Origin of the sequence: Streptomyces sp. NPDC048644, assembly GCF_043199105.1 — a bacterium.
In the GTDB taxonomy this organism is placed as follows: domain Bacteria; phylum Actinomycetota; class Actinomycetes; order Streptomycetales; family Streptomycetaceae; genus Streptomyces.
This window is the reverse complement of record NZ_JBICVO010000003.1, coordinates 31,949-58,926: the sequence shown is the minus strand read 5'-3', so window position 1 is coordinate 58,926 and position 26,978 is coordinate 31,949. Positions and strand designations below refer to the sequence as shown.

Sequence of the window (26,978 nt, the reverse complement as noted above, 5' to 3'; positions counted from 1 at the left end):
GTACCCGTCAAGATGCGTACCCCAGCATTGTTAGGAAACTTTACTACTCGCTCGTGACAGTGGCATCGAAGAAGCACAAGTACCCCTGGATTCCGGCCACTTCGGGCTTCGGTTCGGGGTACGACCACACCAGATCCGCCGCCCCGCCGTCGGCCAGCGACCAGTACGACGCGGTGCCCTTGAACGGGCAGTACGTCCGCGTCGGCGACGGCGTCAGCAGATCGGTGCGCACGTCCTGCGGCGGCAGGTAGTAGCGCACCGGATATCCCGTCTCGCGCAGCAGCAGCGGCCGGCGGCTGTCGGCCAGCAGCACCCCCTCGTGCTCGACGCGGACGTGGTCGGTGCCCTGCTCCACCGTGATGCGGTGTCCTGCGGTCATGGTCGTCCTTCCGATCGGCTCAGGGCGGCCCTGAGAACGTCGTGCCGGTGAACCCGCAGTGTGCCCGCCAGCCCCGCAGGCCGCGCCCCGCCCGCCCCGAACGGCCGAATCCGGCGCCCGCCCGCCCCGCGAAGGGGAGGGCGCGACGCCGGATCCGGGGAGGAAGGCGGTCAGGCGGCCCGCTGCTCGTACCCGACGAGCCGGACGCAGACGGCGAGGCCCGCGATGGCCTGCTCCAGCTCCGCGAGGCCCGGGTAGCTGGGCGCGATCCGGATGGTGGCGTCGCGCGGGTCGTTGCCGTACGGGTGGGTGGCGCCGGCCGGGGTCAGCACGATGCCCGCGTCGGCGGCGCGGCGTACGACCTCCTTGGCGCAGCCGTCCGGCACCTGGAGGGTCACGAAGTAGCCGCCCTTGGGCGAGGTCCAGGTGGCCAGGCCGGTGCCGCCCAGCTCGGCGTCCAGGATCCGGGCCACCGCTTCGAACTTGGGCTGGAGCAGGGCACGCTGCCGCTCCATGTGCGCCCGCACGCCGTCGGCGTCCTGGAGGAACAGCACGTGCCGCAGCTGGTTGATCTTGTCGGGGCCGATCGACCGCTTGGTGTTGTTGGCGAGCAGCCACTGCACGTTCGCGGGCGACGAGCCGAAGAAGGCGACACCCGCGCCCGCCATGGTGATCTTCGAGGTGGAGCCGAACACGAACGCCCGGTCCGCGTTCCCGGCCTCGGCGCAGGCGGCGAGCAGGTCGGCGATCCCGACGGGCTCGTCGGTGAGGTGGTGGGCGGCGTAGGCGTTGTCCCAGAAGATCCGGAAGTCGGGAGCGGCGGTCTCCATGCGGGCCAGCCGCGCCACGGTCGCGTCGCTGTAGCAGACGCCGTCCGGGTTGCTGTACTTCGGGACGCACCAGATGCCCTTGACCGACGGGTCGTCGGCGACCAGCCGCTCCACGGCGTCCATGTCCGGTCCTTCGGCGGTCATCGGCACGGGGATCATGTCGATCCCGAACCGCTCGCAGAGCGCGAAGTGCCGGTCGTAGCCGGGCACCGGGCACAGGAACGCGATCCGCTCCTGGTCCACCCAGCGCGACTCGGCGCCGGGCAGCACGCTCAGCAGGGCGTGCACCAGGCTGTCGTGCATCAGCTCCAGGCTGGAGTTGCCGAGCGCGAGCAGCTGCCCGGCCGGCACCTGGAGCACCCCGGCGAACATCTCGCGCAGCTCCGGCAGCCCCTGGAGCCCGCCGTAGTTGCGCAGGTCCGTGCCGTCGGCCGAGGTGTACCGGCCGTTGGGCAGGCTCAGCAGGTCATCGGAGAGGCCGAGCTGCTCGGGCGCCGGCTTGCCCCGGGTGAGGTTGAGCGAGAGCCCGCGCCCCGCAAGGTCCTGGTAGTCCTGGCGGGCGCGCTCCAGGAGCCCGGTCAGGGCGTCGGGGCTCAGCTCGGTGGTCATGGTGTGTCCTCTCACGGGTACCGCATGGATCGGGGTGGCGCCTGCCGAGAATACAAACCCGCGCGGGCGGCCCGACCGGGAGGCCGGTGCGGCGGGGGCGGCAGGGGGTGCGGTACCGCACCCTGCCGCCCGTGCCGTGCCGGGGCCTGGGCCGATGTGCGCTAGATCTCGCGGATCCCGCGCCCCGCCCACGCGGGCGCCGGTGCCACGAGCCCGGCGAGGCGGGAGTGCGCCGCGCCGGGCAGCGGTGCGGCCCGCCCGGCGCCCTGGTCGACGTGCAGCGCGAACAGTTCCTCGGTGGCCACCGGATCGCCGGCCGGCTCACCCACGAACATCTCGTGCAGGAACCGCACCTTCTTGGCGTCCGCCCCCAGCACCGTGGTGCGGACGGTCAGTTCGCTGCCGCGCGCCACCTCGTCGAGATAGCGGACATGGGCCTCGACCGTGTACAGCGAGCACCCGGTGCGGGCGCGGTAGTCCGCGTCCAGGCCCGCGTCCGCCATCAGCGCGTCCGTCGCGAAGCCGAAGACCAGGACGTAGTACGCCTCACTGAGGTGGCCGTTGTAGTCGATCCAGTCGTCCTGGACCGTCTGCCGGAAGAGGGGAAGCGGAGCCGTCATCGCGCGGTGCCTCCCAGACGTCCTGTGGCCCGCAGCACGTCGATGACGCCCTGGTCACGCTCGGCGACCAGATCCGCGTAGGTACGGTCGCCGGCCGCCGCCTCGCAGCCGTCGACCATGGCGTCCCGCAGCTTCCGGTCCAGCTCGGGGGCCTCCAGACGGGTCCACGGCGACTTCAGCGACGGGCCGAAGTGGTCGAGCATGTGCGCCATCCCGCCCTCGCCGCCGGCCAGCGCGAAGGTCAGGCAGGGGCCCATGAACGCCCAGCGCAGCCCGGGGCCCTCGGTGATCGACGCGTCGATGTCCTCGACGGACGCCTCGCCGTTGGCGACCATGTGCAGCGCTTCGCGCCACAGCGCTTCCTGGAGGCGGTTGGCGATGAAGCCGGGCAGTTCGCGGTCCATGGTGATGACGGACTTGCCCGCCACGTCGTAGAAGCGGGACGACCACGCCACGGCGTCCGCGTCGGTCCGCTCGCCGCCGACGACCTCGACCAGCGGAATGAGGTACGGCGGGTTGAAGGGGTGGCCGACGACGAGGCGGGACGGGGTGCCGGCGTCCGTCTGCATGTCGGTCATCGGGTAGCCGGACGTGGAGGAGGCGATCACCACGCCGGGCGGCGTCGCGGCGTCCAGCTCGGCGAGCAGCGCACGCTTCAACTCCAGCTTCTCCGGGGCGCTTTCCTGGACGAACTGGGCGTCGGCAACCGCTTCGGCGAGGGTCGGCGCGACGGTCAGCCGGTCCTGCGAGGCGCCGTCGGCGAGACCTATCTGCTCCAGCGCGGGCCAGGCGGCGGCGACCAGGCGGCGCAGCTTCTCCTCGGCGTCGGCGGCCGGATCCCAGGCGGTGACGTCGTAGCCACGGGCGAGGAAGTGCGCCACCCAGCCGCCGCCGATGACGCCGGCGCCGATGCAGGCGATGCGGCGGACGTCCTCGGGGGCGCAGGGTGCGGGGGTGGTGTCGGACATGCGACAGAACTCCAAGTCGGTGGGTGCGGTGGGCAGTTGAGGTCAGCCGCGGGGCTTGAGGCCGAGCCGGGCGCGGGCCTGGCCGGGGGTGGCGACCGAGGCGCCCAGCAGCTCGGTGATCTGCACGGCGCGCTCGACCAGCTGGCCGTTGGTGGCCTTGACGCCCTTGCTGAGGTAGAGGTTGTCCTCCAGGCCGACCCGGACGTTGCCGCCGAGCAGGATCGACTGGGCCACCCACGGCATCTGCATCCGGCCCAGCGCGAAGCTCGCCCACTGCGCGCCGTCGGGCAGCATGTTGACCATCGACTGGAGCACACCGGGGTCGGCGGGCGCGCCCCACGGGATGCCCATGCACAGCTGGAAGACGGTCGGGTCGTCCAGCAGCCCCTCGGCCAGCAGCTGCTTGGCGAACCACAGCTGTCCGGTGTCGAAGATCTCCAACTCGGGCCGTACGCCCAGGTCCTGGATCCGCTTGGCGCCGGCCCGCAGCATGTCGGGGGTGGAGACGTAGAGGTTGGAGCCGTCGCCGAAGTTGAGCGAGCCGCAGTCCAGCGTGCAGATGTCGGGCAGCAGCTCCTCGACGTGCGGCAGCCGCTCCAGGCCGCTGACCAGGTCGGTGCCCGGCAGGCTTGTCAGCGGGTTCTCCGGGTCGATGACCAGGTCGCCGCCCATGCCAGCGGTGAGGTTGATGATGACGTCGGTGCCGGTCTCCTTGACCCGCTCGACGACCTCCGCGTAGAGCCGCGGGTCACGCGAGGGCGCGCCGGTCTCGGGGTCGCGGACGTGGATGTGCACGACCGCGGCACCGGCGGACGCCGCCTCCACGGCCGACGCGGCGATCTGCTCGGGCGTCACCGGGACGTGCGGGGAGCGGCTGACGGTGTCGCCCGCGCCGGTGAGCGCGCAGGTGATGATGACCTCGTTGTTCACGGGGATTCCCTTCGGTGGTGGCCCGGTCGGGCAGGGGGGCGGGCCGGACGTCGCCGTGCCCGCCGGGGTGTGCCGTGGTGCGGGTGCCGCGGATGCGGGGGCTGCGCCTCGTCAGTCAGCGGCCAGTTCGCTCGTCACGAAGGCGAGCAGGGCGGTGTGCATGGTGTCCGGGGTCGTGCTGTCAGGCGCGGTGGCCAGTACCTGGGTGGCCAGGCCGTCGATCAGGGCGGTCAGCCGCAGCGCGGTGGACTCCGGGTCGACGGGACGGAAGACGCCCTGGGTGACGCCGCGGCGCAGCACGTCGGCGACGGTGGTGCGCCACTGCCGGTAGTAGTGCTCGTGCAGCCGGCCGACGGCGGTGGACCGGGCGGCCTGCGCCCACAGGTCCAGCCACACCAGCCACTGGCGGCGCTGCTGCGCGGTGCGCGGCGTCTGGAGCGCGATCAGGTGCAGCAGCTCGGCGCGGGCGTCGGTCGCCTCGGCGAGGCCCGCGGCGCGGCGGGCGGTGTCCTCGTCCATGCACCAGCGGACGGCGGCTTCCAGCAGTTCGTCGCGGCCGGGGAAGTGGTAGTGCACCGCCGCGGTGCTGGTGCCGCAGGCCGCGGCGATGTCGGCGACCCGCACTTCGTGAAAGCCGTGCTCGGCGATCAGCCGTACGGTCTCCCGCACGATCTGGAGCGGTCTGCCGCCCTCCGGTACGTGCGCGGGGCCGCGCTCCTGCGGCGGCTCGGGGCGTTCCGGAGAGCCGAGCAGCCGGCCCGCGTCCACCCCCGCGATATCGGCGATCCGCACGATCTCGGCGACGGTGAACCGCCGGCTGCCGCTCAGCGACCTGGACAGCTTCGACGGGTCCATCACGATCCGGCGGGCGAACTCGCGGCGGCTGCAGCCGAGACCGTCGATCACCTGCCGGACACGTTCCGTGAGGGCGCCCGCCTCGTCGGCGACCCGGGCCCCTGGGTCTTCCTTCATGGCCAGGGACCGTAACAGCGCGTTGAGAACATCGCAACACTCCAAGGCGTGCAAAGGGCAGAAAATGCCTGTTCGTGGCCCTTTGGCGGGGTGGTGTTGCGCATCAACTGATGAGCGAGTCAGTCGTGGGGCGGGAGGGGTGCGCGAGGCGCCCGAGGCTCCGCAAAGCGGGTGAATGTGGCAAAGTGACGGCATGGCTGACCGGGGAGCGAAGCGGCCCACCGTGTCGGTGCCGGACGACTGGCCCGCCCACCCGGACCTGACCCTGGCCCTCAACGGCATGGGCGGCTTCGACTGGGATCTCGACAGCGGGCGGCTGCACCTGGACCCGCCCGCACTGGAGCTGTTCGACGTGCCGCCCGGCACCTACGACGAGCGCCCCGCCACCCTCGCCGACCGCGTCCCGCCCACCGAAGCCGCCCGCCTCGACGCCCTGGTCGCCCGCGCACTCAAGGACGGCAGCGACTCCTACGGCGCCTACTTCCGCGTCCGCCACCGCGACGGCGCACTGCACTGGGCCCACAGCCAGGGCAGCATCCGCAGGGACGCGTCCGGCAGACCACGCCGCATCATCGGCGTGGTCCGCGACGCGGGCGAGGAATACACCCAGGCGGCCGAACGCCTCGCGGTCGATGAGGAACGCCGCCGCCACAACAGCGTCGTCGAGCGCACCACCGCCGCACTCGCCCACGCCAGAACCGTCCACGACGTGATCGCCGTACTCGCCGACGACCAGGGCCTGAGCCGGCTCGGCGCCGAGAACATCATCCTCGGACTCGTCGAAGCAGGACGCATCCGGCTGGTGTCCGAAGGCAAGGCGGGCAGCTTCATCCCCGACCACGAAGTGACCCGGGTCGGCGACGAGTTCCCGATGAGCGAGGTCGTCCGCACCCTCGCCCCCCGCTTCATCGCCAGCCGCGCCGAATTCGCCACCGGCTACCCCCGCCTGTGGCCGGCCATCGAACCGCTGAACATCGGCTCAGCCGCCTACCTCCCGCTGATCGCCCAGGGCCGCACCATCGGCGTCATCGGCCTCTTCTACCAACGCGAAAGCGCCTTCCGCGACCAGGAACGCAATCTCCTGATCGCCCTCGGCAGCAGCATCTCCCAGAGCCTGGCCCGCTCCATGCTCTACGACCAGGAACACGAACTCGCCGCCGGACTCCAAAAGGCCATGCTGCCGCGCCGCATCCCCGGCGTCCCCGGCGCCCAGATCGCCGTCCGCTACCGCTCCGCCCGGCTCGGCCGCGACATCGGCGGCGACTGGTACGACGTGATCCCGCTGCCCGACGGACGGGTCGGCGCCGTCGTCGGCGACGTCCAGGGCCACGACACCCAGGCAGCCGCCCTCATGGGCCAGCTGCGGATCGTGCTGCGCGCCTACGCCACCGAAGGCCACTCACCGGCCACCGTCATGGCCCGCGCCTCCGCCTTCCTCAAAGAACTCGACACCGACCGCTTCGCCACCTGCGTCTACGTCGACGCCGACCTCAGCACCGGCGCCGCCCGCTTCGTCCGCGCCGGACACATCGACCCCCTGCTACGGCACGCCGAAGGCATCTGCCGCAGACTCCCGGTCGCCGGCGGACTGCCCCTCGGCCTCTCCGCCGAATTCACCCGTCTGGACTACCCCGTCACCACCGTGCACCTCGCTCCCGGTGACACTTTGCTGCTGTGCACCGACGGCCTCGTCGAAGAGCCCGGCACCGACATCGACGACGGACTGCGCCACCTGACCGCCGAGGTACGGCACGGCCCCCAGGACGTCCAGCAACTCGCCGACCGGCTCTGCACACTGGCCGACCGGCGCCCCGGCGAGGACGACATGGCCTTCCTCCTGCTGCGCCGCCTCGGCAACCCCCACCACGACATCGCAGGCCGGGTCCAGCGCCAGATCGCCCCCGCCGACCCCGAAGGGCTCTCCGCCGCCCGCCACATGATCCGGGCCGCGGTACGCGCCTGGGGCGCCCGCGAACGCGCCGAAGAGATCGAACTCGTCGCCGACGAACTGATCACCAACGCCCTGCTGCACACCGAAGGCCCCGCCGTCATCCGCATCGAGATGCCCCACGGCGCCGAACGACGGCTGCGCCTGGAGGTGGAGGACCCGTCGAGCAACCTCCCCAAGCGCCGGGAGCCGGGCGAAGCCGGCGTATCGGGACGCGGACTGCTGCTCGTGGACAGGCTGGCCGACGTATGGGGAGTGGAACCGCGCGGCAGCGGAAAATGCGTATGGTGCGAGTTCAACTGCCCCTGACCGGACCGGCCGTGGCGCCGCTCCGGCCCGACGGGTCCGTACGCCGAGCAATCGGCACGTCGAGTGAGGACGGCATATGGCATCGCGACCGGCGGAACAGCGCGTTCAAGCCCGCCAACTGGCAGCGCACCTGGACGCCGAAGGGGTCAGGAACATCGCCCTGACCTGGATCGACAACGCCGGCATCGCACGCGTCAAAGCGATCCCCGCCACCCGCATCGGCAACGCGGCCGAACGCGGCATCGGCATGTCCCCGGTCTTCGACGTCTTCACATCCGACGACGCCATCACCGAATCCCCCCACCTCGGCGGTCCCGACGGCGACCTGCGGATCTTCCCCGTCCTCGACCGCGTCACGGTACTCGCCGCGCAGCCCGGCTGGGCCTGGGCACCCGCCGACCGCTACGACCAGCTCGGCGCCCCCCACCCCGCCTGCCAGCGGGACTTCGCCCGGCGGATGACCGCCCGCGCCGCCGACGCGGGAATCGGCCTGCGCATGGGCTTCGAAACCGAATGGGTCGTCAGCCGCGTCCCGGAAGGCGGCGGAGCACACCCCGCCGACCCGCACACCCCGCTCGACCACCCCTGCGCGGGCCCCGCCTACGGCATGACCCGCATCGTCGAACTCTCCGACTACCTCCGCGACATCACCGAAGCGCTCACCGTCCAGGGCATCGAGGTACTCCAGCTCCACCCCGAGTACGCGCCGGGCCAGTTCGAGGTCTCCACCGCCGCCGCCGACCCGGTACGGGCCGCCGACGACATCGTCCTGGTCCGCGAGACCATCCGCGCCGTCTCCCAACGCCACCAACTGCGCGCCGCCTTCGCCCCCACCGTCGTCGCAGGCCAGGTCGGCAACGGCTGCCACCTCCACCTCAGCCTGTACCGCGAGGGCCACAGCCTGCACCGCACCCCCGACACCCCCTGGGGCCTGGCACCCGAAGCCGCCGCCTTCCTCGGCGGCATCCTCACCGCCCTCCCCGCCCTGCTCGCCATCGGCTGCCCCTCGCCCGCCAGTTACCTGCGGCTCCAGCCCTCCCAATGGGCCGGCGTCTACCAGTGCTGGGGCGTCGAGAACCGCGAGGCGGCACTGCGCCTGATCACCGGAGCCCCTGACGACCCGGACGGCGGCCACGCCGAGATCAAGCCCTTCGACGCCGCCGCCAACCCCTACCTCGTCGTCGGCGCGGTCATCGCCGCCGGCCTGCACGGCATCGAAACCGGTACGCCGCTCCCCGAACCCGTCAGCGGCGACCCCGGCGCACTCGGCGTCCGCGAACGCAGCAGGCGCGGCATCGTCCGCCTCCCCGCCACACTCACCGACGCCACCGACCACCTGGAGAAATCCGCCCCGCTCCGCGACGCGATGGGCGAGATCCTGCACGGCGCGGTACTCGCCGTACGCCGCGCGGAGGAAGCCCGGTTCGCCGGGAGCGACGCCGACGAGATCGCCGCCGAGACCCGCTGGCGCTGGTGATGACGACCGGCACCCCGGGGCCCGCCGTCCCCGACGACGGCCTCCCGCCGCTGGTCGACCACCACTGCCACGGCGTCATCCGCCACGCCCCGACCCCCGCCGAATTCACCGGACTCCTCACCGAATCGGACCGTCCGCCGGCCCCCGGCACCACCTTCTTCGACACCCAGGCAGGCTTCGCCGTACGCCGCTGGTGCCCACCCCTGCTCGGCCTCCCGCCGCACTGCCCGCCCGACCGCTACCTCGCCCGCCGCCACGAACTAGGCCCCGACGAGACCCGCCGCCGGCTGCTGGCCGCCACCGGCATCGGCACCTACCTCCTCGACACCGGACTCCCAGGCAACCTCACAGGACCCGCCGAAACCGCCGCGGCAGGCGGCGCCACCGGACACGAAGTCGTCCGCCTGGAAACCCTCGCCGAACACCTCGCGGCAGGCACCAGGGACGCCGAGGAGTTCACCGGCACCCTCGCCCACGCCGTACGCGACGCAGCCCGGAACGCCGTCGCCTTCAAAACCGTCGCCGCCTACCGCCACGGCCTGGCCCTCGACCCCAGGCCGCCCACCCACGACAGCCTGCACACCGCCGCCCGCGACTGGCTGGCCGCAGGACCCGCCACACTCACCGACCCTGTCCTGCTGCGCCACCTCATCCACCTCGCCGTCGCCACCGGCCGCCCCCTCCAACTCCACACCGGATTCGGCGACCCCGACCTGCGCATCGACCACGCCGACCCCGCACTGCTCACCGACTTCGTCCGCGCCACCGCCGACACCGGCACCGACCTCGTCCTGCTGCACTGCTACCCGTACCACCGCCAGGCCGCCTACCTGGCCGCCGTCTTCCCGCACGTGTACGCCGACATCGGGCTGACGCTCACCCACACCGGAGCACGCGCCGCCGCCGTACTCGCCGAATTCCTGGAACTCGCCCCGTTCGGCAAACTCCTCTTCTCCACCGACGCCTACGGCCTGCCGGAGCTCTACACCGTCGGCAGCGCCCTGTTCCGCACCGCCCTGCACACCGTCATCGGCGACTGGACCGCGTCCGGCGCCTGGTCGCAGGACGACGCCCGACGCGTCGGCGCCATGATCGCCGCCGACAACTCCCGCCGCGTGTACGGCCTCACGGGCGGCTGACCGCACCACCGGCCGTCAGGGAAGAACGTGCGGCGCCCCCGTGCTTTACTTCCGCGTGCCTCCTACACCAATACCCACGAAGGGCTCAGCGCCCGCCCGCCCCCGCATATTCGCCGACCTCACCCCGCTCCGCAGCTCGCCGGACTACCGCAGGCTGTGGTGCGGCAACACCGTCTCCTGGATGGGCCAGCAGATGACCGCCCTCGCGGTCTCCCTCCAGGTCTACTCCCTCACCCGGTCCACCTTCGCCGTCGGCCTGGTGGGCCTGTGCTCCCTCGTACCGCTCGTCGTCTTCGGGCTCTACGGCGGCGCCATCGCCGACACCGTCGACCGCCGCAAACTCGGCCTCTACAGCGCCGCCGGCGCCACCGTCCTGTCCGTCGTGCTGGCCGCCGCCGCGCTCGCGCACTACCGGCACGTCTGGCTGCTCTACTGCGTCGTCGCCCTCCAGGCCGTCTGCTTCGCGATGAACTCGCCGGCCCGCACGTCGATGATCCCCAGGCTGCTGCCCGTCGAACAGCTCCCGGCCGCCAACGCCCTCAGCTCGCTCACCAGCAACCTCGGCCTGATGGGCGGCCCCATGCTCGGCGGCGTCATCGTCGGCCTGTGGGGATACCAGGCCGCCTACCTCATCGACGTGGCCGCCTTCAGCGCCTCCCTCTACGCGATGTGGCGACTGCCCGCCATGCGGCCCGACCACGGGGAAGGCGACGGCGCCACAACGCCCCGCAGGGCCTCCGTCCTTGACGGGCTGCGCTTCCTCGCCACCCGGCCCAACCTGCGCATGACGTTCTTCACCGACATGGCGGCGATGGTCCTCGCCCAGCCCCGCGCCCTCTTCCCCGCCATCGCGGCACTGTGGTTCGGAGGCGACGCCAAGACGGTCGGCCTGCTGGTCGCCGCGCCCGCCGTCGGCGCCGTACTCGGCGGCCTGTTCTCCGGCTGGCTCGGCGGCATCCGCCGGCACGGCCTGGCTATCCTGGTCGCCGTCGGAGCCTGGGGCGCCGCCGTCGCCAGCTTCGGCCTCTCCCGCCACCTCTGGCTCGGCCTGTTCTTCCTGGCCGTCGCCGGCTGCGCCGACACCGTCTCGATGGTCTTCCGCAGCACCATGCTCCAGGCCGCCACCCCCGACAAGATGCGCGGCCGGCTCCAGGGCGTCTTCATCGTCGTGGTCGCCGGCGGCCCCCGCCTCGGCGACTTCCTCGCCGGGTCCGCCGCCGACCTGACCTCGCCCGCCACCGCGGTCGTCGTCGGCGGCCTCGCCTGCGTCCTGGTGGTCACCGCCCTCGGCCTGGGCCGCCGCGCCTTCGCCCGCTACGACGCGCGGGATCCGCAGCCGTGAGGGGCGGGGCGGGGCGGGGCAAGGGCCGTCGTCCTGGCGTCGGACGGGGGCGCCATCGGGCGTGCGCGGGGCCGGAATTCGCGGTGGGTGCGCGGCGACGGCGAATGCCGGGCGGCGCGCGGTTTCTTCGTGCGGCCTCGTCGTCGGCGGCTATTCGGCGCACGGATATCGGGGGCGGGCGGCGCGGCGGGATGACGTGTCCGCTATCCGCTATCCGTGACCACGGCGGGCAGTCGCACGCCGTGGGGCGTAGCGGTGAGTTGCTCTCCCGCCCCGGTCAAGAATGAAGATGGCCGGGTTCGGTGAATGATTTGGTGTTCGCGCCAAGGCCGTGAAGGATTCCGCGGTCCGAGCGGTACGCATCGGCGCACGGCCGGATGAAGGCAGGCCAGGTCCTGACACCACCGTTTGCGGAGGGCGGCTGTCGCGCGGATCCCTGTGGCCGACGGGTTCTGCCCGCGAGGGGTGCGGCGGATGCCGGTGGCGGGCGGTGAGCGCGGTGGCTGACAGTGAGGGCGCGGGCGGGTAAGTGGGCGGCGGGGGCGGGGTGTTCGGCCACCCGGCGGTGTTCCGCGCTGTTGGTGACGGCGTTTCCGTGCCCGCGGGGGATGCGGGGCCGTGCGCCGCGTTGCCGGAGCCGTCGGCGCAGGTGGCGGCGGGTCGCGGTGGTTGTCGCCGTGGAGCGCGCCGGGACGGCGGGGGCAGTGCGGTCAGGGTGGTGGCCATCGGTGCCGCCGTGACGCAAGAAGGTTCGTGGTCAGCGCGGTGTTCGCCCGGTGCGGCGACGGCTGGTTTTTTTCGAATGTGCTCACGCAATTAAAGACGATCTTCCCCTGAATTCCGAAGTGCGCTAACATCGTTCCGCTCGGTGATACTTCATCTGTGAAGTTCGCACGTCATAGTGCCTTCCGATGTCCCCCTGATTCGGGACAGGGCCGCACAATGTGGATCCACAGTCAGGAGAATTAGGGGTGAACCAGCTCTCGGACCGGTCGGACGACGGACAACTGACCGTCACTGATCGCACGCGGCTGCGTCGCGGACGGGAGAAAGTCCGTACCACCCGGGCTGATTTGGATGAGGTTCTCGCCGCCGGCTTCGTATGCCATCTCGGTGTCCTGGTCGACGGTGCCCCCATGGTCGTTCCCACGGTTTACGGAGTCGGTGACGACGTCCTTTATCTGCACGGCTCCGTCGCGAGTCGCAGCCTGGTCCAGGCGCCGGATACGCCGGTGTGTGTGACGGTCACGCAGGTGGACGGAATCGTGCTGGCGCGTTCCGTCTTCGAGCACAGCATCAACTACCGGAGCGTCATGATCTACGGCGTTCCGCGGGTGGTCACCGACCCCGACGAGAAACTGGCCGGCCTGCGCGCGGTGACCGAACAGTGCGCGCCAGGACAGTGGGATTACGCGCGCGGACCGAGCCGTAAGGAATCCGCCGCGACCACGCTGCTGGCGCTCGGCCTTTCGGAGGTTTCGGTGAAGGCACGCACCGGGCCGCCGGATGACGGTGAGGGTCCTGACAGTATGACGAACCGCTGGGCCGGAGTGATTCCGCTCGGCACGGTCCGGGGAAATCCGGAGCCCGATCCGTTGCTTTCCGCGGATATCGAGATGCCGCCGCACATCTCGGCGATGACCCGGGCAGGGGAGTGCGCCGACGTGCTCGGCGCACTCCCGGTCGCCGAATCCGAGGGGTGAGTCGGCGTGAAAGGGGACGAGGGAACCCTGTCATGCGGCGCTGGGAAAGGTATCGCGGCTCGCCAGGCCGGACCGGTAGGCGAACGCCACGGCCTGGGCGCGGTCCCGGAGCCCGAGTTTCCGCAGCATGTGGGAGATGTGTGACTTGACGGTGGCGGAGCTGACCGCGAGCGATTCCGCGATGTCCGCCGTGGCGAGGCCGTCCGCCAGCAGGTTCAGCACCCGGCTCTCCCGTTCGGTGAGCGTGGCGAGCTTCGCCAGCACCGCCGTGTCCGGGACGACGGCTTGGTCGAGTGCGGCACCGATGACCCGGTCGGCCACCGAAGGGGCGAGATATGTCCCGCCGGCCGCGACGGCGCGAATGGCTGCCGTGATCATGGAGCGGCTTCCGGATTTCTCTCCGAGGCCGCGGGCGCCGAGCCGGAGCGCGCTGACAGCGGATTCCAGGTCCCAGTGGTCGGCGAAGGCGATGACGGGCAGTGTGGCGGTGGCCGTGGTCAATCCCTTTAATTCGTCGAGTATGCGGTCCGTTGCGGCCACGACGATGACATCGGGGCGCAGATGGCCGATGATGCTGCTCAATTCCGTTGTGCGGTGGTCCGCTTCCGTGGCGACGAGGTTCGATTCACCATTGATGAGTGAGGTGAAGCCGGCTCTGCTTAATTCATTCTGGTCGAACACGATGATGCGCTTAACCTCGCCTTTGTCCCTTTTGAGGGTGTGACTGGCTGGGCAAATCGTCATGTTTGCGGCTCCCCAGGCGCGTGCACACACATCTGTGGTGCAGATTTTGCGCGGCGCCTTCCGAGGCTGTAGGCGTAAATACCGTGAGGCCGGGATGCGTTTACCGCTGATGCCGTCGATTGTCCGGTGTGCCGACTCGATCGGCGACGAAGATCACCCCCACCCGTTTCCGCTCTGCGACCTGCTCATGCGCACACCTGTAACGGTCTCGGAACACCATGCACCCCGCCCAGGGATCCCGGCCGAGTGGCTGGGGCGACTGTGATGCCCCTGAATATTCCACACCGTTGTGGCGATACGCTAGATGCTTCACGGCGGTGGATCGGTTGCGACCTTCCTGCCGTTTTGGCGGAATGTCTGAAGCCGCGCGTCGCGGGCCGGAGAATCTCGCGGGTGATCTGCGGATACGTCCGGATCTCTCCGGTGCGGGAACCGGGCCGGGGGGAACGCTCCGTAATCACCGCCCTCGCGGATCGTTCCGGAGCGGCGGTCTCCGGCTGGCGCCCGCCCTGAGGGCCGGCCGTTGCCGACGCGAACGTTCCGCCGGTGGCCGCCGGAGCCGCGCGCCGCTCATTCCTGGCGCACCGCCGTGGCCTCCTTCTCGTCCTCCTGGCCCTCGTCGGACGGGGCCGGCCGTCCGGCGCCCCGCCGCCGGGTCCAGTACCGGTAGAGCAGGGCCAGCGCCGCGATCAGCACCGGGATGACGATGACGACGCCGCTGAACGGGACGAGGATCAGGCACAGCACGGTCCCGATGACGGCCAGCACCCGGCGGGTGCCGGTCAGCAGCCGCACCCCGGCGGCCATGGCGGCGACGAACGTCATGATGACGAGCGAGTTCGGTACGACCAGCAGCGTCTCGGGGCCCCAGTGCATGAAGTAGCTGACGACCAGTCCGGCCGTCGCATAGCCGCCGACCGTGAGGACGGACACCGCGGGGATGCCCCGCGGGCTCACCCGGGCCAGCGGGGCGGGGAACGCACCGTCCCGGGCCAGCGCGTATCCGAGCCGCGAGGTGGTGGCGACGAAGGCGTTCGCCGTGCCCAGCGCGATCAGCATGGCGATCACGGCGGTCATCGTCCCGATCGGGCCGCCGACGCCGTTGGCCAGCAGCCGGGCGATGACGGTGTGGTTCACGTCGTCGGAACCGTAGGTCTTGGTGCCGATCGTCGCCACGACGACGCCGACGTACAGGAAGGTGATGACGCCGACGCTGATCACCGTGGAGCGCGGGACGTCCCGTACCGGATCGCGGAACTCCTCGGCGAGGTGGGTGATGGCCTCCCAGCCGAAGAACGCGAAGAAGATGACGACGGCGACGCTGCCCACCTCGGACATGCCGTGCGGCGCGAACGGCGTCCAGTTCGCGGCGGTGAACCGGGGAACGGACACCACGAGGGCGGCCAGCAGCATGAGGGAGACGGTCGCGGCGAAGACGAGCTGCAGCCGCCCGCTGACCTTGATGCCGCGGAGGTTGGCGACCGTGGCGACGACCAGGATGCCGCCCGCGAAGAGGAACGTCGTGCCGCGCGAGAGGCCCAGGTAGGAAGCGCCGTAGTAGGCGCCGGTGAGCGCCACCAGGGTCTGCGCGGTGGCGGACGCGATGAAGTAGAACCAGCCGGCGACGGTGCCTGACGCGGGGCCGAACGCCTTGGTGACGAACGTCGCCACGCCGCCGGCGTCGGGAAAGCGGCTGGCGAGCGCCGCGAAGGTCAGCGCGAGCGGGATGCCGAGGGTGGCGTCGAACACCCAGGCCACGATCGAGGCAGGTCCCGCGCGGGTGGCGCTCAGCGCGGGCAGGAGCAGTACGCCCGCGCCGACGATGGCACCCACGTACAGGGCGATGCCCTGCGTGACCGTGATGGTGCGCTGTAACGGCTGAGCCATCGTTCCTCCTCCAAGGCACTTCTCCAGGCAGAACCTAGGAGAATGACGGATGGGAAGTCAACACTTACAATTGACCATAAGAAGTGTCGCAAAACTCGGTGCGGGGACAGCTCATGGACGTCACAAGCAGCACACCGCCACCCGAGGCCGCGCTGCTGCACTCCTTCCTCAACACCCTCGACCTGCGCACCTTCACCCGGTACGGAATCCCGCTGCACGGCGACGACCTGCTGTCCACGCCACGGGCCCTGGCAGCCTGGCTGTACGCCAGGGAACTGCTCCCCGCCGATTCCCGGGTGAGCGGGCAAGATCTCGCCCGCGCGCGCGACCTGCGGGCGCAGTTGCGCGCCGCCCTGAGCCGCGGCGAGGATCCCGAAGCGGCGGACGGCGGCTCCCCGCAGGGCATCCGGCTGAGCTTCCGGCTCAGCGCGGCCCCCGGGGAGCCGCCGCGCCTCGTTCCCGCGGGCGCGGACGTGGACGGCGCGCTCGGGCACATCGCCCTGTCCGCCGCGCGCGCCGTCACGTCGGGCGCCTGGGGGCGGCTGAAGATGTGCGAGGCGCCCGACTGCCACTGGGTCTTCTACGACAAGTCACGCCCCGGGCGCGGCCGTTGGTGCTCCGCCGAGCTGTGCGGGAACCGCATGAAGACACGTGCGTACCGCAGGCGGCAGCGGTGACGGTACGTCATGCGGTGTCCCGTACCGCGTTGGCGAGCGTCCGCAGCCCCTCGTCCAGCTCATCGGCGCCGATGGTCAGGGCGGGCATCAGCTTGACGACCTCGCTGTCAGGTCCCGAGGTCTCGGTCAGCAGACCGAGCGCGAAGGCCCGCCGGCACACCGCGGTGGCCCGCCCCCGGTCGGCGAACTCCAGCCCCCGGACCATGCCGCGGCCCCGGTGGCGGGCCCCCGCAGCGGAGTGGTCCGCGCAGATCGCCGCGAGCGCCTGCTCGATCTGCTCGCCGCGGGCGAGGGTCTGCTTCTCCAGCTGCCCGTCGGCCCAGTACGCCCGCAGCGCGGCGGTGGCGGTGACGAAGGCCGGGTTGTTGCCGCGGAACGTGCCGTTGTGCTCGCCAGGAGACCACACGTCCAGCTCCCGCTTGAAGAGCGTGAGCGCCATCGGCAGCCCGTAGCCGCTGATCGACTTGGAGAGGGTGACGATGTCCGGCACGATGCCGGCCGCCTCGAAGGAGAAGAAGCCGCCGGTGCGCCCGCAGCCCATCTGGATGTCGTCGACGATCAGCAGCATGTCGTGGCGCACACACAGCCCGGCCAGCTCCCGCAGCCACTCCGGCCTGGCCACGTTGACCCCGCCCTCGCCCTGGACCGTCTCGACGATGACGGCCGCCGGGTGGTCGAGCCCCGAGCCGCCGTCCGTCAGCATCCGCTCGAACCACCGGAAGTCCGGGGCGCCGTCGTCGAGATAGCGGTCGAACGGCATGGGGGTGGTGTGCACCAGCGGTACGCCGCCGCCGGCCCGCTTGAAGGCGTTGCCGGTCACCGCGAGCGAGCCAAGCGTCATGCCGTGGAAGGCGTTGGTGAAGGAGACCACCGGCGTGCGCCCCTTGACCTTGCGGGCCAGTTTCAGCGCCGCCTCGACGGCGTTGGTCCCGGTCGGGCCCGGGAACATCACCTTGTACGGCAGCTCGCGCGGCCCCAGGACGACCTCCTGGAAGGTCTGGAGGAAGGCCCGCTTGGCCACGGTGGACATGTCCAGGCCGTGGGTGAGGCCGTCCCGTTCGATGTAGTCGATCAGGGCGCGCTTGAGTACCGGATTGTTGTGGCCGTAGTTGAGGGATCCGGCGCCGACGAAGAAGTCGAGGTAGCGGTGGCCGTCCTCGTCGGTCACCCGGCTGCCGCGGGCACGGTCGAAGACGGTGGGCCAGGCGCGGCAGTAGCTGCGCACCTCCGACTCCAGGGTCTCGAAGACGGTCAGATCGGGAGGGGTAATGGCCACGGCAGGCTCCTGGGCGATGAGAAGGGTGGTGTGGCGGTGCGGCCCAGCGCGCTCGGGCGGGTCATTCCGCGGCGCCCGTGGGACGGCTCTCGGGGGGTGCGAAGACCACCGCGACCCGCAGGTCTTCGGTGATGTCGGTGAACCGGTGCGGGACCTCGGCCGGTACGTAGACGATGGAGCCGGGCCCGACGGGACGGCTCGCTCCGCCCGCGTGGACGACGGCGCGGCCGGCCAGCACGATGTACAACTCATCCTCGGCGTGCGGCTGTTGCGGGTCCTGCCCGTCCGCCGCCAGGGTGTAGAGGCCGACGCTCATCGTCGGCCCCCGCAGGAACTCCAGGTAGCGCTGCCCGGTCGCGTCACCCCGCTCGGCCAGTTGCGCGAACTCGTGGAACTCAGGACCGTCCGGCATGCCCGTCTCCTTCACATCCGCAGCGACAACTCGCTGTGGAAACCGCTGACATGGTCGGAACGGACGCTATCGTGCGCCACCGGGTAGAAGCCCTCGAAGAAGTCGACATAGTCGCCGCACAGCGCCCGCAGCACCGGCGCGATCTCGCGGCCCAGCTCACCGGCGGCCTCCCGCACCCCGACCGCGGTCATCATCGTCGTCGGCGCGCCCGAAGCCAGCGCGGTGAGCACGCTCGCGAGCCGGCTGTGCCGCAGCGCCTCGCGCACCTCACCGGTGACGGTCGCCGGATCGGCGACCCGGCCTGACTGCCACAGAATGACGCGCACCGACCGGCAGCCGACCACCTTGCGCGGCGGCACCAGCTCCAACGGGCCGTCGGCCAGGAGGCGTTCGGACCCGTGCAGCGGCGCGGTCCAGCGGGACAGGTCCGCGTCGGCACCCGGGGTGACCAGGGGCGCTTCCCCGCTGAGGTCCCAGGACCAGCACAGGATGTGCAGCGGGGCGGCGGGATCCGTGACGCTCCGCAGCATCACGCGGCTGCCCGGGGTGAGCTTCAACCGGGTGAGCTGCACGCCGCGTTCCTCGGTGGCCGTGGCGAAGGCCAGCGGGACGGGTTGCAGCGCGCGGGTGACCTCGCGCAGGACGGTGAACGGTTGCGGCCCGCTCAGGCCGTACTCGTCGGCGGCCGGGCCGCTTGCGGTGGCCTCGAACTGGTCGAACCCGCCACGGGACAGCAGGGGCATGGGATTTCCTCCGGGGAGTGCGGGAGCGTGGGCAAGGATCACGCCGGGCCGCGCGGACGGGCGCGGCCACGGTGCGCGGCGAGGACGGCGGACCCCACGGCGGCGGCCAGCACGGCGAGCGGGATGAGCAGCGCCACCCCGAGGAAGGGCAGCAGCGGCAGGTAGCCGGCGACCGCGGCCACGCCGAGCGCGCGCCGCGCCCCGGTCGTCACCGCGACGCAGGCGCAGGCGGCGGTCAGGAACACGGCGCAGGCCATGGCGTTGGGCACGGCGAGCACATCGGTGGCGGCCAGATTCCCGCTGCGGACCAAGGCCACCCCGAGAACGGCGACGGCACCCACCGCTGCCGACGCCACGGCCGCCGCGCGGGTGCCGTGGCCGGGGCCCGCGGCCAGGTGCGCGGTCAGCCGCGCGGCGGTGCGGACGTTGCGCGCGCAGAACACCGCGGCGGCGACCGCGAGCGCGGCGGCTGCCACCCGCCCCGCGCCGCTGCCGCCCAGGTCAGGCAGGGCGAGCCCGGCGACCGAGCCGTCCGTGCCCGCCGACGGCGCGGCCAGCAGGGCCCCGGCGTACAGGGCGCCGACCGCGGCCACCCCGGCCAGCGGCCCGGCCACCCGGCGCACACCGGTGACGGGAGTGAGCCGCCCGGCCGCCTCCCAGCCGACGACGACGAAGAACTGGAGGGCCGCCGCCCGCCCGATGCCGCCAGGCGTCACCTCGGGGGCGGCGGGCGGCGCCGCCGGTGCCGGTCCGGCCAGCGCGGACGCGGCGACGAGCAGCACGAGGACGGCACCGAACACCGGCAGACCGGCAGGCAACGAGCGGCCCGACGGGGCCAGTACCGCCGAGAGCACCAGCACCCCGGCGGCCACCCAGCCGATGCAGGCGCCCGTGGCCGCCCGGGGCAGCACCGGACGCAGCGCCTGCGCCAGGAACCCGGCGCTCACCAGGGCCACCACCACCTGCCCCGCCGTCACCCCGAGCGCGTAGTAGGCCCGCAGCGCGCGGCCCTGGGCGGTGCCGAGCGCCGCTTCGGTCAGCGGGACCGCGCCCTGTGCCGCGCCCGGCGCCGAAGCGGCAGCGGCCAGCGCCGCCACCAGGACGGCGCCGGCGGCCACTTGGTAGCCCCAGCCGGTGAGCGCCGCCCCGCCGTGGGCGGCGTAGGCCGTCCACGGCAGGAACAGCGCCCCGACGCCCAGGACGTTGGCGGCAAGCGCCAGGGCGGAGCGCGGGAGCGGGCCCGTCATCACCGGGTCTGGAACAGCCGGCGGTATTCCTGGCCGGTCCGCTGCCCGCCGGGTACCAGCCGCCGGCCGCGCGCCGGCCAGCCGACCCCGTCGAAGCCGTCCGCGAGGCCCAGTTGGCGCCAGGCGTGCCGGGACCAGACGGGCATGAGGGGCGAGGCGACCGCCGCGACGACGGCGAGCAGTTCGGCGTGTGCCGCGGCCACCGCGGCCGGGTCGGGCCGGTCGGTGGCCGGTGCCTCCTGGAACCGCCGGAGCGCGCCGGAGGCCAGCTCCACCGCTTCGGCCAGGCCGGCGGCTGCGCCCTGGAGGGAGAAGCTGCCCGGCTCCAAGTGGCGTTCCAGGTCGGCGGGCAGCCGCTCGGCGAGGTCGCGGACGGCCGCAGGCCAGTGGTCCTGGTCGGTCTCCGGCACCACGCCGCCGTGCTCCTTGGCCAGCAGTTCGACGACCGAAGCGGCCCAGTCCTCCAGCCGCCCGACCAGGAGGGTGTTGACCGTACGGTCGAAGTCGGCCATCCGGAAGTCGGTCTTGCCCCTCTCCGGTGAGGTCAGGCACAGGTGCAGCCTGACCGCGTCGGACGGCGCCTCGCGCAGGAAGTCCGAGCCCCAGATCGCGTGGCCGCGGCTGGTGGAGAACTTGTCGCCCTCCAGGGTGTAGAACTCGTTGCTGATCACGTACTTGGGTGTGATGTAGTCGCCGAGCCCGAGCAGCAGCGCGGGCCAGAGCACCGCGTGCGAGAAGCTGCAGTCGAAGCCGATGAAGTTCACCAGCTCGGTTTCCGGGTCCTGCCAGGTCCGCCGCCACGCGTCCGGCCTGCCGAGCGCCTTGTCGTGTGCCGCGGTCGCCGCCATGTAGCCGAAGATGCCGCAGAACCAGGTGTCGAGGATGTGCCCTTCCCACCCGTCGAGCGGCACGGATATGCCGTAGTCGTGCTCCCGGCTGATCGGGACCACCGGCAGGCCGTGTGCGGCCATCTCCGTGCAGAAGTCGATGACGCGCTGCCGCCAGGGATTGTCGGCGCAGAGCGCGGCGAGCCGTTCGGCGAACGGCTCCAGCGGGACCACCAGCCGGTTCGCGGTCCTGGTCTCCGGTGTCGTGCCGCAGGTCACGCAGTGCGCGTCGACCACGCCGCCCGGCTCCTGCGGGTAGCCGCACTCCTCGCAGTACGTGCCGTCGCTCGGCGCCGAGCAGAACCGGCACCGGCCGCGGATGTACGCCTCGTAGACGAAGCGGTCGCAGTCGGGGCAGTACGGGGTGGGCAGCTCCTGCTCCCTGATGACGCCGTTGTCCCACAGCCGCAGGAAGTGCTCGCGGACCAGCTCGTCGTGCAGGGGCTCGCGGTGCGGGTGCTCGTAGGTGTCGGGCAGCATGCCGGCCAGCGCCAGGGTCTGCTCGATGCGGCCGGTGTACCGGAAGGCCGTGGTCCTGGCGTCCCACCCCAACTCGGCGCCGCGCCTGGGCACATAGCAGGAGTGGTCGTCGGTGTAGGCGACGTAGGAGACGGGGACGCCGCGCGCGCCGAGGTACCTGCGCAGCACGTCGGCGCCCATGAAGGGGCCGGACAGGTGCCCCAGGTGGAGGTCACCGTTGGGGTTCGGCGGGGCACAGGTGATCAAGACGTTCCGTGGCATGGGTGTGCCGTCCTTTTCATGGGAGGAGAGCGGGCCTGGCGGCGTTACTCGGTGCTCCGGCGGTCGGCCACCCGCAGGTTCACGGTGGTGGCCGGTGCCGCCCGGCGTGGCGAGCCGTTTTCCGAACCGTGCGGCACGACCTGTCCTGCGCGTACCCGGGTGTCGCTGGGCAGCGAGGTCATCACCACGGCCTTGGCGCCGACCACGCTGTTGGCGCCGATCTCGACGGGACCGAGCACGCAGGCGCCGGTGCCGACCACCACCCCGTCGTCGAGGGTGGGATGCCGCTTGGCGCCGGGCCCGCGGGTCTGGTCGTGCCACCAGCCCACCGAGCCGAGCGTCACCAAGTGGTAGAGCATGACGTCGTCGCCGATGCGGACGGTCTCGCCGATCACCACCCCGCACCCGTGGTCGATGAAGAACCGGCGGCCGATCCTGGCTCCGGGATGGATGTCGATGCCGCCCGACACGACACGGCCGAACAGGGAGACGGCGCGGGCGGCGACGCGGTGGTCCCGCAGGTACAGCGCGTGTGCGGCGCGGTACAGCCACAGGGCGTGGAGATGGGGGTAGAGCAGCACCTCGAACGGGCTGTTGACGGCGGGGTCCTTGTCGCAGACGACCTGGACGTCCTCACGGGCGTGGCGCCACACCGCACGCAGCGTGCCGCCCTTCTCGCCGGAGCCCTTCGCCTCTTTCCCGCCTTTCCCCCTTTCGCCGGCCTGCCGCTTGGATCGCCAACGGACAAGTGGATTCATGGAAGTTGCCCTACATATGCCGGTAGCGCTGGATGGTCGGGCTGGGCGGCCCGGCCGCGAACCGGTCCGGCCGGTACGCGCCCAGCTCTGGCCGCTGTGCTCCGGTGGTCAGTTCGTCGGCGACGGCGCGGCCCACCGCGGGGGCCGTTTTGAACCCGCCGCCGTTGAACCCGGTGGCCAGGTACAGGCCCGGGTGGCGCCCCACCGGGCCGACGAGCGCCCGGCCGTCGTCGGTGTACGCCTCGTCGGCGCGGGCGGCGTCGATGAGCGGCGCCGCGGTGATGCCGTGCAGCCGGCGGGCGGCGAGCGCCCGCCCCACGCCGATCTCCTCGGCGTCCGCGGGTATCCGGGTCGAGCCCTCGGGCGCCGCGGTCGGCTCCAGCGGGATCCGGAACAGCACCCGGCCGGGGCCGTCCGGACGGAAGTACGTCCCCGCGGTGTCATCGATGATCATGCACAGCCGCTCCGCGCCGGGGAGCGCGGCGGAGTCCGCGACCGCCCAGCCGAACTGCCGGGCGTGCAACGGCAGTCCGGCGCCGCCGTCCCCGCCGAGGCCGGCCCCGGCGTCCGCGCACACGCCGGACGACCCGGCACCCGCCGCGACGACGACCTGACCGGCCGAGACGGTCTCGTCGCCCGCCACCGCCCCGGTGATCAGGTCGCCGCTGCGGCACAGCCGGGCGCCGGCCCGCGCGGAGACGACATCGGCGCCCAGGGCCCGTGCCCGGCCGGCCAGTACCGCCGCGGTGCGGGCCGGATCGGCGTAGCCGCTGCGCGGCTCGTAGGCGACGGCGGCCACACCCGTCAGGTCGAGCGCCGGCTGCGCCTCGGCGAACTCACCGGGGGTCAGCCCGTACGTGGACACCCCCAGCTCCGTCAGCTCCTTGACGCTGCGCGCCAGACGGTCGGCGTGCTCGTCGCCGACGAGGAAGGCGAAGCCGGTGCGCCGGAATCCGCAGTCACCGCCGATGAGTTGCGGCCACTGTTCGAAGGTCTCCAGGCTGAGCGCGGCCAGTCTGGCGTCGTGCGGATCGCTGTGGTGCATCCGTACCTGGCCCGCCGAGTGCCGGGTGGCGCTGTGCGCGAAGGCACCGTCCCTGGCCAGCAGCGCCACCCGTGAACCGGCCGCCGCCAGGTGGTAGGCGATGCTCGCGCCCACCACTCCGTCACCGATGACGACGACATCCGCGGTGCGTGGCATCAGGCCGTCTTTCGCGGGCCGGGGGTGAATTCCAGCGGAAGGTTCCGCAGGCCGCGGAAGGACAGGTTGCGCTGCCAGGTCAGCTCACCGTCGGCCAGCCGCAGGTCGCGCAGGCGTCCCAGGATGGTGCTGAACGACACCTCGCCCATGATGCGGGAGATCTCCGCACCGGGGCAGTAGTGGATGCCGTGGCTGAAGGACAGGTGGCGGTTGTCGGCGCGGGTGATGTCCAGCCGGTGGGGGTCGGCGTAGACGCTCGGGTCGCGGTTGGCGGCGCCGAGCATGACCAGCACCTTGTCGCCCTTGGCTATCTTGCGGCCCCGGATCGTCATGTCCTCCGTCGCCATGCGGCCCACCAGGTGCAACGAGCCGTCGTAGCGCAGGATTTCCTCGACGGCCGACGGCATCAGATCCGGCCGCTCGCCGAGCAGCCGCACCTGGTCGGGGTGGCGCATCAGGGCCAGCAGGCCGTTGCCGATGAGGTTGAGCGCGGTCTCCAGTCCTGCGAACATCACGACGATGCAGGTGGCGACCAGGTCGTCGCCGTCCAGCGGGTTCTCGTCGCGGTTGACCAGCGAGGACAGCAGGTCGTCCCTCGGCTCGGCCCGCTTGCGGACGGCGAGCGCGGTGAAGTAATCGCGCATGGCGAGGATGGCGTTCTGGCCCCGCTCCAGGTCGGCGATGGGCACGTTGGCGCCGCCCGCGTTGATGGCCGTGACGAAGTCGGCCGTCCAGTGCTTGACCTCGTCGCGGTCCTCGCGCGGGATGCCGATCAGCTCCGAGTTGACGATCACCGGCAGGTGGTAGCCCAGGTCCTGGATGCCGTCGCAGGTGCCGCTCTCCACCACCGCGTCGACAAGATCGTCCACCACGCTCTGGATCTTCGGGCGCATCTGCTGGGCCAGCCGCACGGTCATGCCGCGCTGCACCGGGCGGCGCAGCCGGGTGTGCCGGGGCGGGTCGTTGTAGAGCATCATCCGGCGGCGCATCGCGGCCCACTCGGCGAACCTGCTCTCCTCGGCCTCGCTGAGGTGTCCCAGGAAGGCCGTCGTGCGGTCGGACGACAGGCGCTCGGGGTGGTTCAGGGCCTCCAGCACGTCGTCGTTGCGCAGCAGCAGCCAGGAATCCAGGTGCGCGTTCCACCACACCGGTTCCTTCTCCCTGACGATGTCGTACACCCGGTACGGGTCCGAGATGACCTGTGGCTGCAGCAGGTCGGCGTATTCCTGGAACGCTGCGTCCGGTGCGGAAGCGGGCATTTTCCCTCCTCGGGGCTCGGTGCGTGGCGGTCAGTTCTGCGCGGCTGCTGCGCCGTCCGACGGCTGCCCGCCCCACCACAGCGAGAGGAAGACCAGGGGCGTGTCCCCGTCGTTCACCAGCAGGTGCTTCTCGTGCGGCGGGATGAAGACGGTGTCGCCGAACTTCACCCGATGCCGCTCGCCTGCCACCTCCATGTCGCCCGTCCCGGAGACGACGTAGAACAGCTCCGACTCACCGTCGGGGTTGATGTGTTCGGTCATCGTGGTCCGCGGCGGCACGATCACCCAGGCACCCCCCTCGTACGGCTCGTCGGCGCCGTCGAAGCGGACCAGGCGCTGCGCCTTCGTGTTGTAGTCGGGCTCGAACGTCAGGTCGTCCGCATCCCAGCTGTGGATGTGCATCGTTTTCCTTTCGGCGCGCGACGGCGCACGGACTGCGGAGCACGGTTCAGGAGGCAACGGCTTTGCTGAGGCTGTCCGCGATGGCGGCGGCACGCAGGGACACCAGGCTGAAGGAGCCCGCGTCACCGAGACCGTGGGTCCGCTCGCACAGCCCGTTGAGGTAGATCGGCGGCAGGTCCTTGCCGGTGTCGGGCAGGACGCGGTAGTCCCGGCCGATCGTCGCCTGCCGCTGCTCGGTGCGGCCGACGCGCGGGGAGAGGGGGGTGAGCAGGTCGGGCAGGAAGTTCCCGCCGGACTCGTCGGTGAGGTCGATGAATCCGGTGGCGACGATGACGAAGTCCACGTCCAGGGAGCTCGGTTCGCCGAGGTGGCGCTCGGCCAGTTCCAGCGTGATGCCGCTCTCGGCGGCTGCCGCGCTCACGATGTCGCTGTTGCGGGTCAGCTGGATCTGGTAGTCGCCGTCGAGCCGCTGCTCGTAGAGCTTGGTGTGGTACGCGGTGAGCACGTCGATGTCGGCGGCGGAGTAGTTGGTGTACCGCAGCTGCTTGTCGAGGTACTCCTTGGATTCCGGCGAGGCGTCGTAGTAGTAGTCGACGAACTCCGGGAAGAACACCTCGCCGTGGAACGGGCTGAGGTCCTTCTGCCGGTATCCGAAACCGCGCAGTACGTTGGTGATGCGGCTGTTCGGGAACCGCTGTGCGGCGTCGAGACAGATTTCCGCGGCGCCCTGGCTTCCGCCGATGACGGCGATACGCGCCGATGGCACCGCCGCTATCTCGTCGACGCGTTCCAGATACCGGGTGTAATGGAATACCCGGTCGTCGGCGAGTTTCCGGAGCGCCGACGGGTAGTACGGCGGGCGGCCGGGGGCGACGACGACGGAACGGGCCGTGAGCCGCTCGCCGCCGGCCAGCCGGATCTCGGCCCCTTCGCCCTGCGCCGGCAGGTCGACGCCGGTGACCTGGCTGCCGTATCGCACCTGGTCGTCGAAGTGCCGGGCCGCCCACGTGACATAGCGCGCGTAGTCCTTGCGCAGCGGAAAGGGCACGTTCAGATTGAGGAAGTGGAACAGCCGCTCTTCCTCGTGCAGATGATTGATGAAGCTGTAGTGACTCCGCGGATTCCGCGGCGAGACCAGGTCACGCACCGGATGGTGCTGGATGTCGGAACCGCTCAGGAGCATGCCGGCCTGCCACACCGGGGTGGTCCGGCTCTCCAGGAAGAGGGATTTCACCTCCGGATACATCTCTTCCAGGGCAATGGCGAGCGCGATATTGGACGGGCCGAATCCGATACCGATCACATCTGCATCAAAAGATCCCATGGCGCAGGTCTCCAATCCGGTCGCAGGTGCTTCGCGGGAGCTGTGACACACCTGACGGCAGCCAGAACTCTATGGGCGGAAGATCGATTGAGTCTTCCGCCATCCGGACCGATTACGATCAACTCCCCGCCCGGCCAAGGCGGTTCACATTCCACCTCCGTAGGGCGGAGCACCCCGCGCTCTCCGCCGTCGGT

Annotated in this window: 24 protein-coding genes; 6 read left to right on the top strand and 18 right to left on the bottom strand. The window is 71.5% G+C overall.

Features of this window, described 5'->3' with window-relative positions:
* Window positions 1-43: 43 nt before the first annotated feature.
* From ACGFNI_RS07615 to ACGFNI_RS07590, 6 genes are all read right to left on the bottom strand, one after another.
* Entirely contained in the window at window positions 44-379 is a 336-nt protein-coding gene (locus ACGFNI_RS07615) for a DUF427 domain-containing protein (RefSeq protein ID WP_393681576.1), read from the bottom strand.
* A gap of 170 nt (window positions 380-549) precedes the next feature.
* Complete coding sequence (locus ACGFNI_RS07610) at window positions 550-1,818, bottom strand: aminotransferase class I/II-fold pyridoxal phosphate-dependent enzyme (RefSeq protein ID WP_393681574.1); 1,269 nt, start codon at window positions 1,816-1,818, stop codon at window positions 550-552.
* A gap of 161 nt (window positions 1,819-1,979) precedes the next feature.
* On the bottom strand, window positions 1,980-2,438 hold the full coding sequence (locus ACGFNI_RS07605) for a thioesterase family protein (protein WP_393681572.1): 459 nt from the start codon (window positions 2,436-2,438) through the stop codon (window positions 1,980-1,982).
* Window positions 2,435-3,406: a 3-hydroxyacyl-CoA dehydrogenase NAD-binding domain-containing protein gene (locus ACGFNI_RS07600; RefSeq protein ID WP_393681570.1), complete on the bottom strand. Its 972-nt coding sequence runs from the start codon at window positions 3,404-3,406 to the stop codon at window positions 2,435-2,437. Before ACGFNI_RS07600 ends, ACGFNI_RS07605 begins: the two co-directional genes overlap by 4 nt.
* 42 nt (window positions 3,407-3,448) lie before the next feature.
* Entirely contained in the window at window positions 3,449-4,342 is an 894-nt protein-coding gene (locus tag ACGFNI_RS07595; RefSeq protein ID WP_393682167.1) for a 3-keto-5-aminohexanoate cleavage protein, read from the bottom strand.
* 105 nt (window positions 4,343-4,447) lie between these two features.
* Window positions 4,448-5,308, bottom strand: a complete 861-nt coding sequence (locus tag ACGFNI_RS07590; RefSeq protein WP_393681568.1) for a TetR family transcriptional regulator C-terminal domain-containing protein — start codon at window positions 5,306-5,308, stop codon at window positions 4,448-4,450.
* 193 nt (window positions 5,309-5,501) lie between these two features.
* Between ACGFNI_RS07590 and ACGFNI_RS07585 the strand changes: the two genes are divergently transcribed.
* From ACGFNI_RS07585 to ACGFNI_RS07565, 5 genes are all read left to right on the top strand, one after another.
* Window positions 5,502-7,565 carry a SpoIIE family protein phosphatase gene (locus ACGFNI_RS07585; protein ID WP_393681566.1) on the top strand — a complete coding sequence of 688 codons (2,064 nt, stop codon included), beginning with the start codon at window positions 5,502-5,504 and terminating at the stop codon, window positions 7,563-7,565.
* Window positions 7,566-7,641: 76 nt separating this feature from the next.
* Window positions 7,642-9,042 (top strand): glutamine synthetase family protein, encoded by a 1,401-nt coding sequence (locus ACGFNI_RS07580; RefSeq protein ID WP_393681564.1) that lies wholly within the window; start codon window positions 7,642-7,644, stop codon window positions 9,040-9,042.
* Window positions 9,042-10,181, top strand: coding sequence for an amidohydrolase family protein (locus ACGFNI_RS07575; RefSeq protein ID WP_393681563.1), 1,140 nt, complete (start codon window positions 9,042-9,044; stop codon window positions 10,179-10,181). The genes ACGFNI_RS07580 and ACGFNI_RS07575 overlap by 1 nt, the downstream gene beginning before the upstream one ends.
* Window positions 10,182-10,236: 55 nt before the next feature.
* Window positions 10,237-11,523, top strand: coding sequence for an MFS transporter (locus ACGFNI_RS07570; protein WP_393681562.1), 1,287 nt, complete (start codon window positions 10,237-10,239; stop codon window positions 11,521-11,523).
* A 971-nt stretch (window positions 11,524-12,494) separates the two neighbouring features.
* Window positions 12,495-13,226, top strand: a complete 732-nt coding sequence (locus ACGFNI_RS07565) for a pyridoxamine 5'-phosphate oxidase family protein (protein ID WP_393681561.1) — start codon at window positions 12,495-12,497, stop codon at window positions 13,224-13,226.
* Between the two features lie 30 nt (window positions 13,227-13,256).
* On the opposite strand, the gene ACGFNI_RS07560 is transcribed toward ACGFNI_RS07565, so the two are convergent.
* Both ACGFNI_RS07560 and ACGFNI_RS07555 read right to left on the bottom strand, forming a co-directional pair.
* Window positions 13,257-13,907 (bottom strand): DNA-binding response regulator, encoded by a 651-nt coding sequence (locus ACGFNI_RS07560; protein WP_393681559.1) that lies wholly within the window; start codon window positions 13,905-13,907, stop codon window positions 13,257-13,259.
* Between the two features lie 633 nt (window positions 13,908-14,540).
* Window positions 14,541-15,857 (bottom strand): APC family permease, encoded by a 1,317-nt coding sequence (locus ACGFNI_RS07555; protein ID WP_393681557.1) that lies wholly within the window; start codon window positions 15,855-15,857, stop codon window positions 14,541-14,543.
* Between the two features lie 113 nt (window positions 15,858-15,970).
* On the opposite strand from ACGFNI_RS07555, the gene ACGFNI_RS07550 reads away from it, so the two are divergent.
* The gene (locus ACGFNI_RS07550) at window positions 15,971-16,534 is read left to right on the top strand and encodes a CGNR zinc finger domain-containing protein (RefSeq protein WP_393681555.1); all 564 of its coding nucleotides are present in this window, start codon (window positions 15,971-15,973) and stop codon (window positions 16,532-16,534) included.
* Window positions 16,535-16,541: 7 nt separating this feature from the next.
* On the opposite strand, the gene ectB is transcribed toward ACGFNI_RS07550, so the two are convergent.
* From ectB to ACGFNI_RS07500, 10 genes are all read right to left on the bottom strand, one after another.
* The gene (gene ectB / locus ACGFNI_RS07545; protein WP_393681553.1) at window positions 16,542-17,810 is read right to left on the bottom strand and encodes a diaminobutyrate--2-oxoglutarate transaminase; all 1,269 of its coding nucleotides are present in this window, start codon (window positions 17,808-17,810) and stop codon (window positions 16,542-16,544) included.
* 61 nt (window positions 17,811-17,871) lie between these two features.
* Window positions 17,872-18,222 (bottom strand): cupin domain-containing protein, encoded by a 351-nt coding sequence (locus tag ACGFNI_RS07540; RefSeq protein WP_393681551.1) that lies wholly within the window; start codon window positions 18,220-18,222, stop codon window positions 17,872-17,874.
* Between the two features lie 11 nt (window positions 18,223-18,233).
* Window positions 18,234-18,965 (bottom strand): hypothetical protein, encoded by a 732-nt coding sequence (locus tag ACGFNI_RS07535; protein WP_393681550.1) that lies wholly within the window; start codon window positions 18,963-18,965, stop codon window positions 18,234-18,236.
* Window positions 18,966-19,003: 38 nt separating this feature from the next.
* Window positions 19,004-20,212 (bottom strand): hypothetical protein, encoded by a 1,209-nt coding sequence (locus ACGFNI_RS07530; RefSeq protein ID WP_393681548.1) that lies wholly within the window; start codon window positions 20,210-20,212, stop codon window positions 19,004-19,006.
* Window positions 20,212-21,840, bottom strand: coding sequence for a methionine--tRNA ligase (locus tag ACGFNI_RS07525; protein WP_393681546.1), 1,629 nt, complete (start codon window positions 21,838-21,840; stop codon window positions 20,212-20,214). Before ACGFNI_RS07525 ends, ACGFNI_RS07530 begins: the two co-directional genes overlap by 1 nt.
* A gap of 44 nt (window positions 21,841-21,884) precedes the next feature.
* Entirely contained in the window at window positions 21,885-22,598 is a 714-nt protein-coding gene (gene epsC / locus ACGFNI_RS07520) for a serine O-acetyltransferase EpsC (protein ID WP_393681544.1), read from the bottom strand.
* A 10-nt stretch (window positions 22,599-22,608) separates the two neighbouring features.
* Window positions 22,609-23,799: an NAD(P)/FAD-dependent oxidoreductase gene (locus ACGFNI_RS07515; RefSeq protein WP_393681542.1), complete on the bottom strand. Its 1,191-nt coding sequence runs from the start codon at window positions 23,797-23,799 to the stop codon at window positions 22,609-22,611.
* Window positions 23,799-25,058, bottom strand: coding sequence for a cytochrome P450 (locus ACGFNI_RS07510; protein ID WP_393681540.1), 1,260 nt, complete (start codon window positions 25,056-25,058; stop codon window positions 23,799-23,801). Before ACGFNI_RS07510 ends, ACGFNI_RS07515 begins: the two co-directional genes overlap by 1 nt.
* Window positions 25,059-25,088: 30 nt before the next feature.
* Window positions 25,089-25,460 carry a cupin domain-containing protein gene (locus ACGFNI_RS07505; protein ID WP_393681539.1) on the bottom strand — a complete coding sequence of 124 codons (372 nt, stop codon included), beginning with the start codon at window positions 25,458-25,460 and terminating at the stop codon, window positions 25,089-25,091.
* A gap of 46 nt (window positions 25,461-25,506) precedes the next feature.
* Window positions 25,507-26,763 carry a SidA/IucD/PvdA family monooxygenase gene (locus tag ACGFNI_RS07500; protein ID WP_393681537.1) on the bottom strand — a complete coding sequence of 419 codons (1,257 nt, stop codon included), beginning with the start codon at window positions 26,761-26,763 and terminating at the stop codon, window positions 25,507-25,509.
* Window positions 26,764-26,978 lie beyond the last annotated feature (215 nt).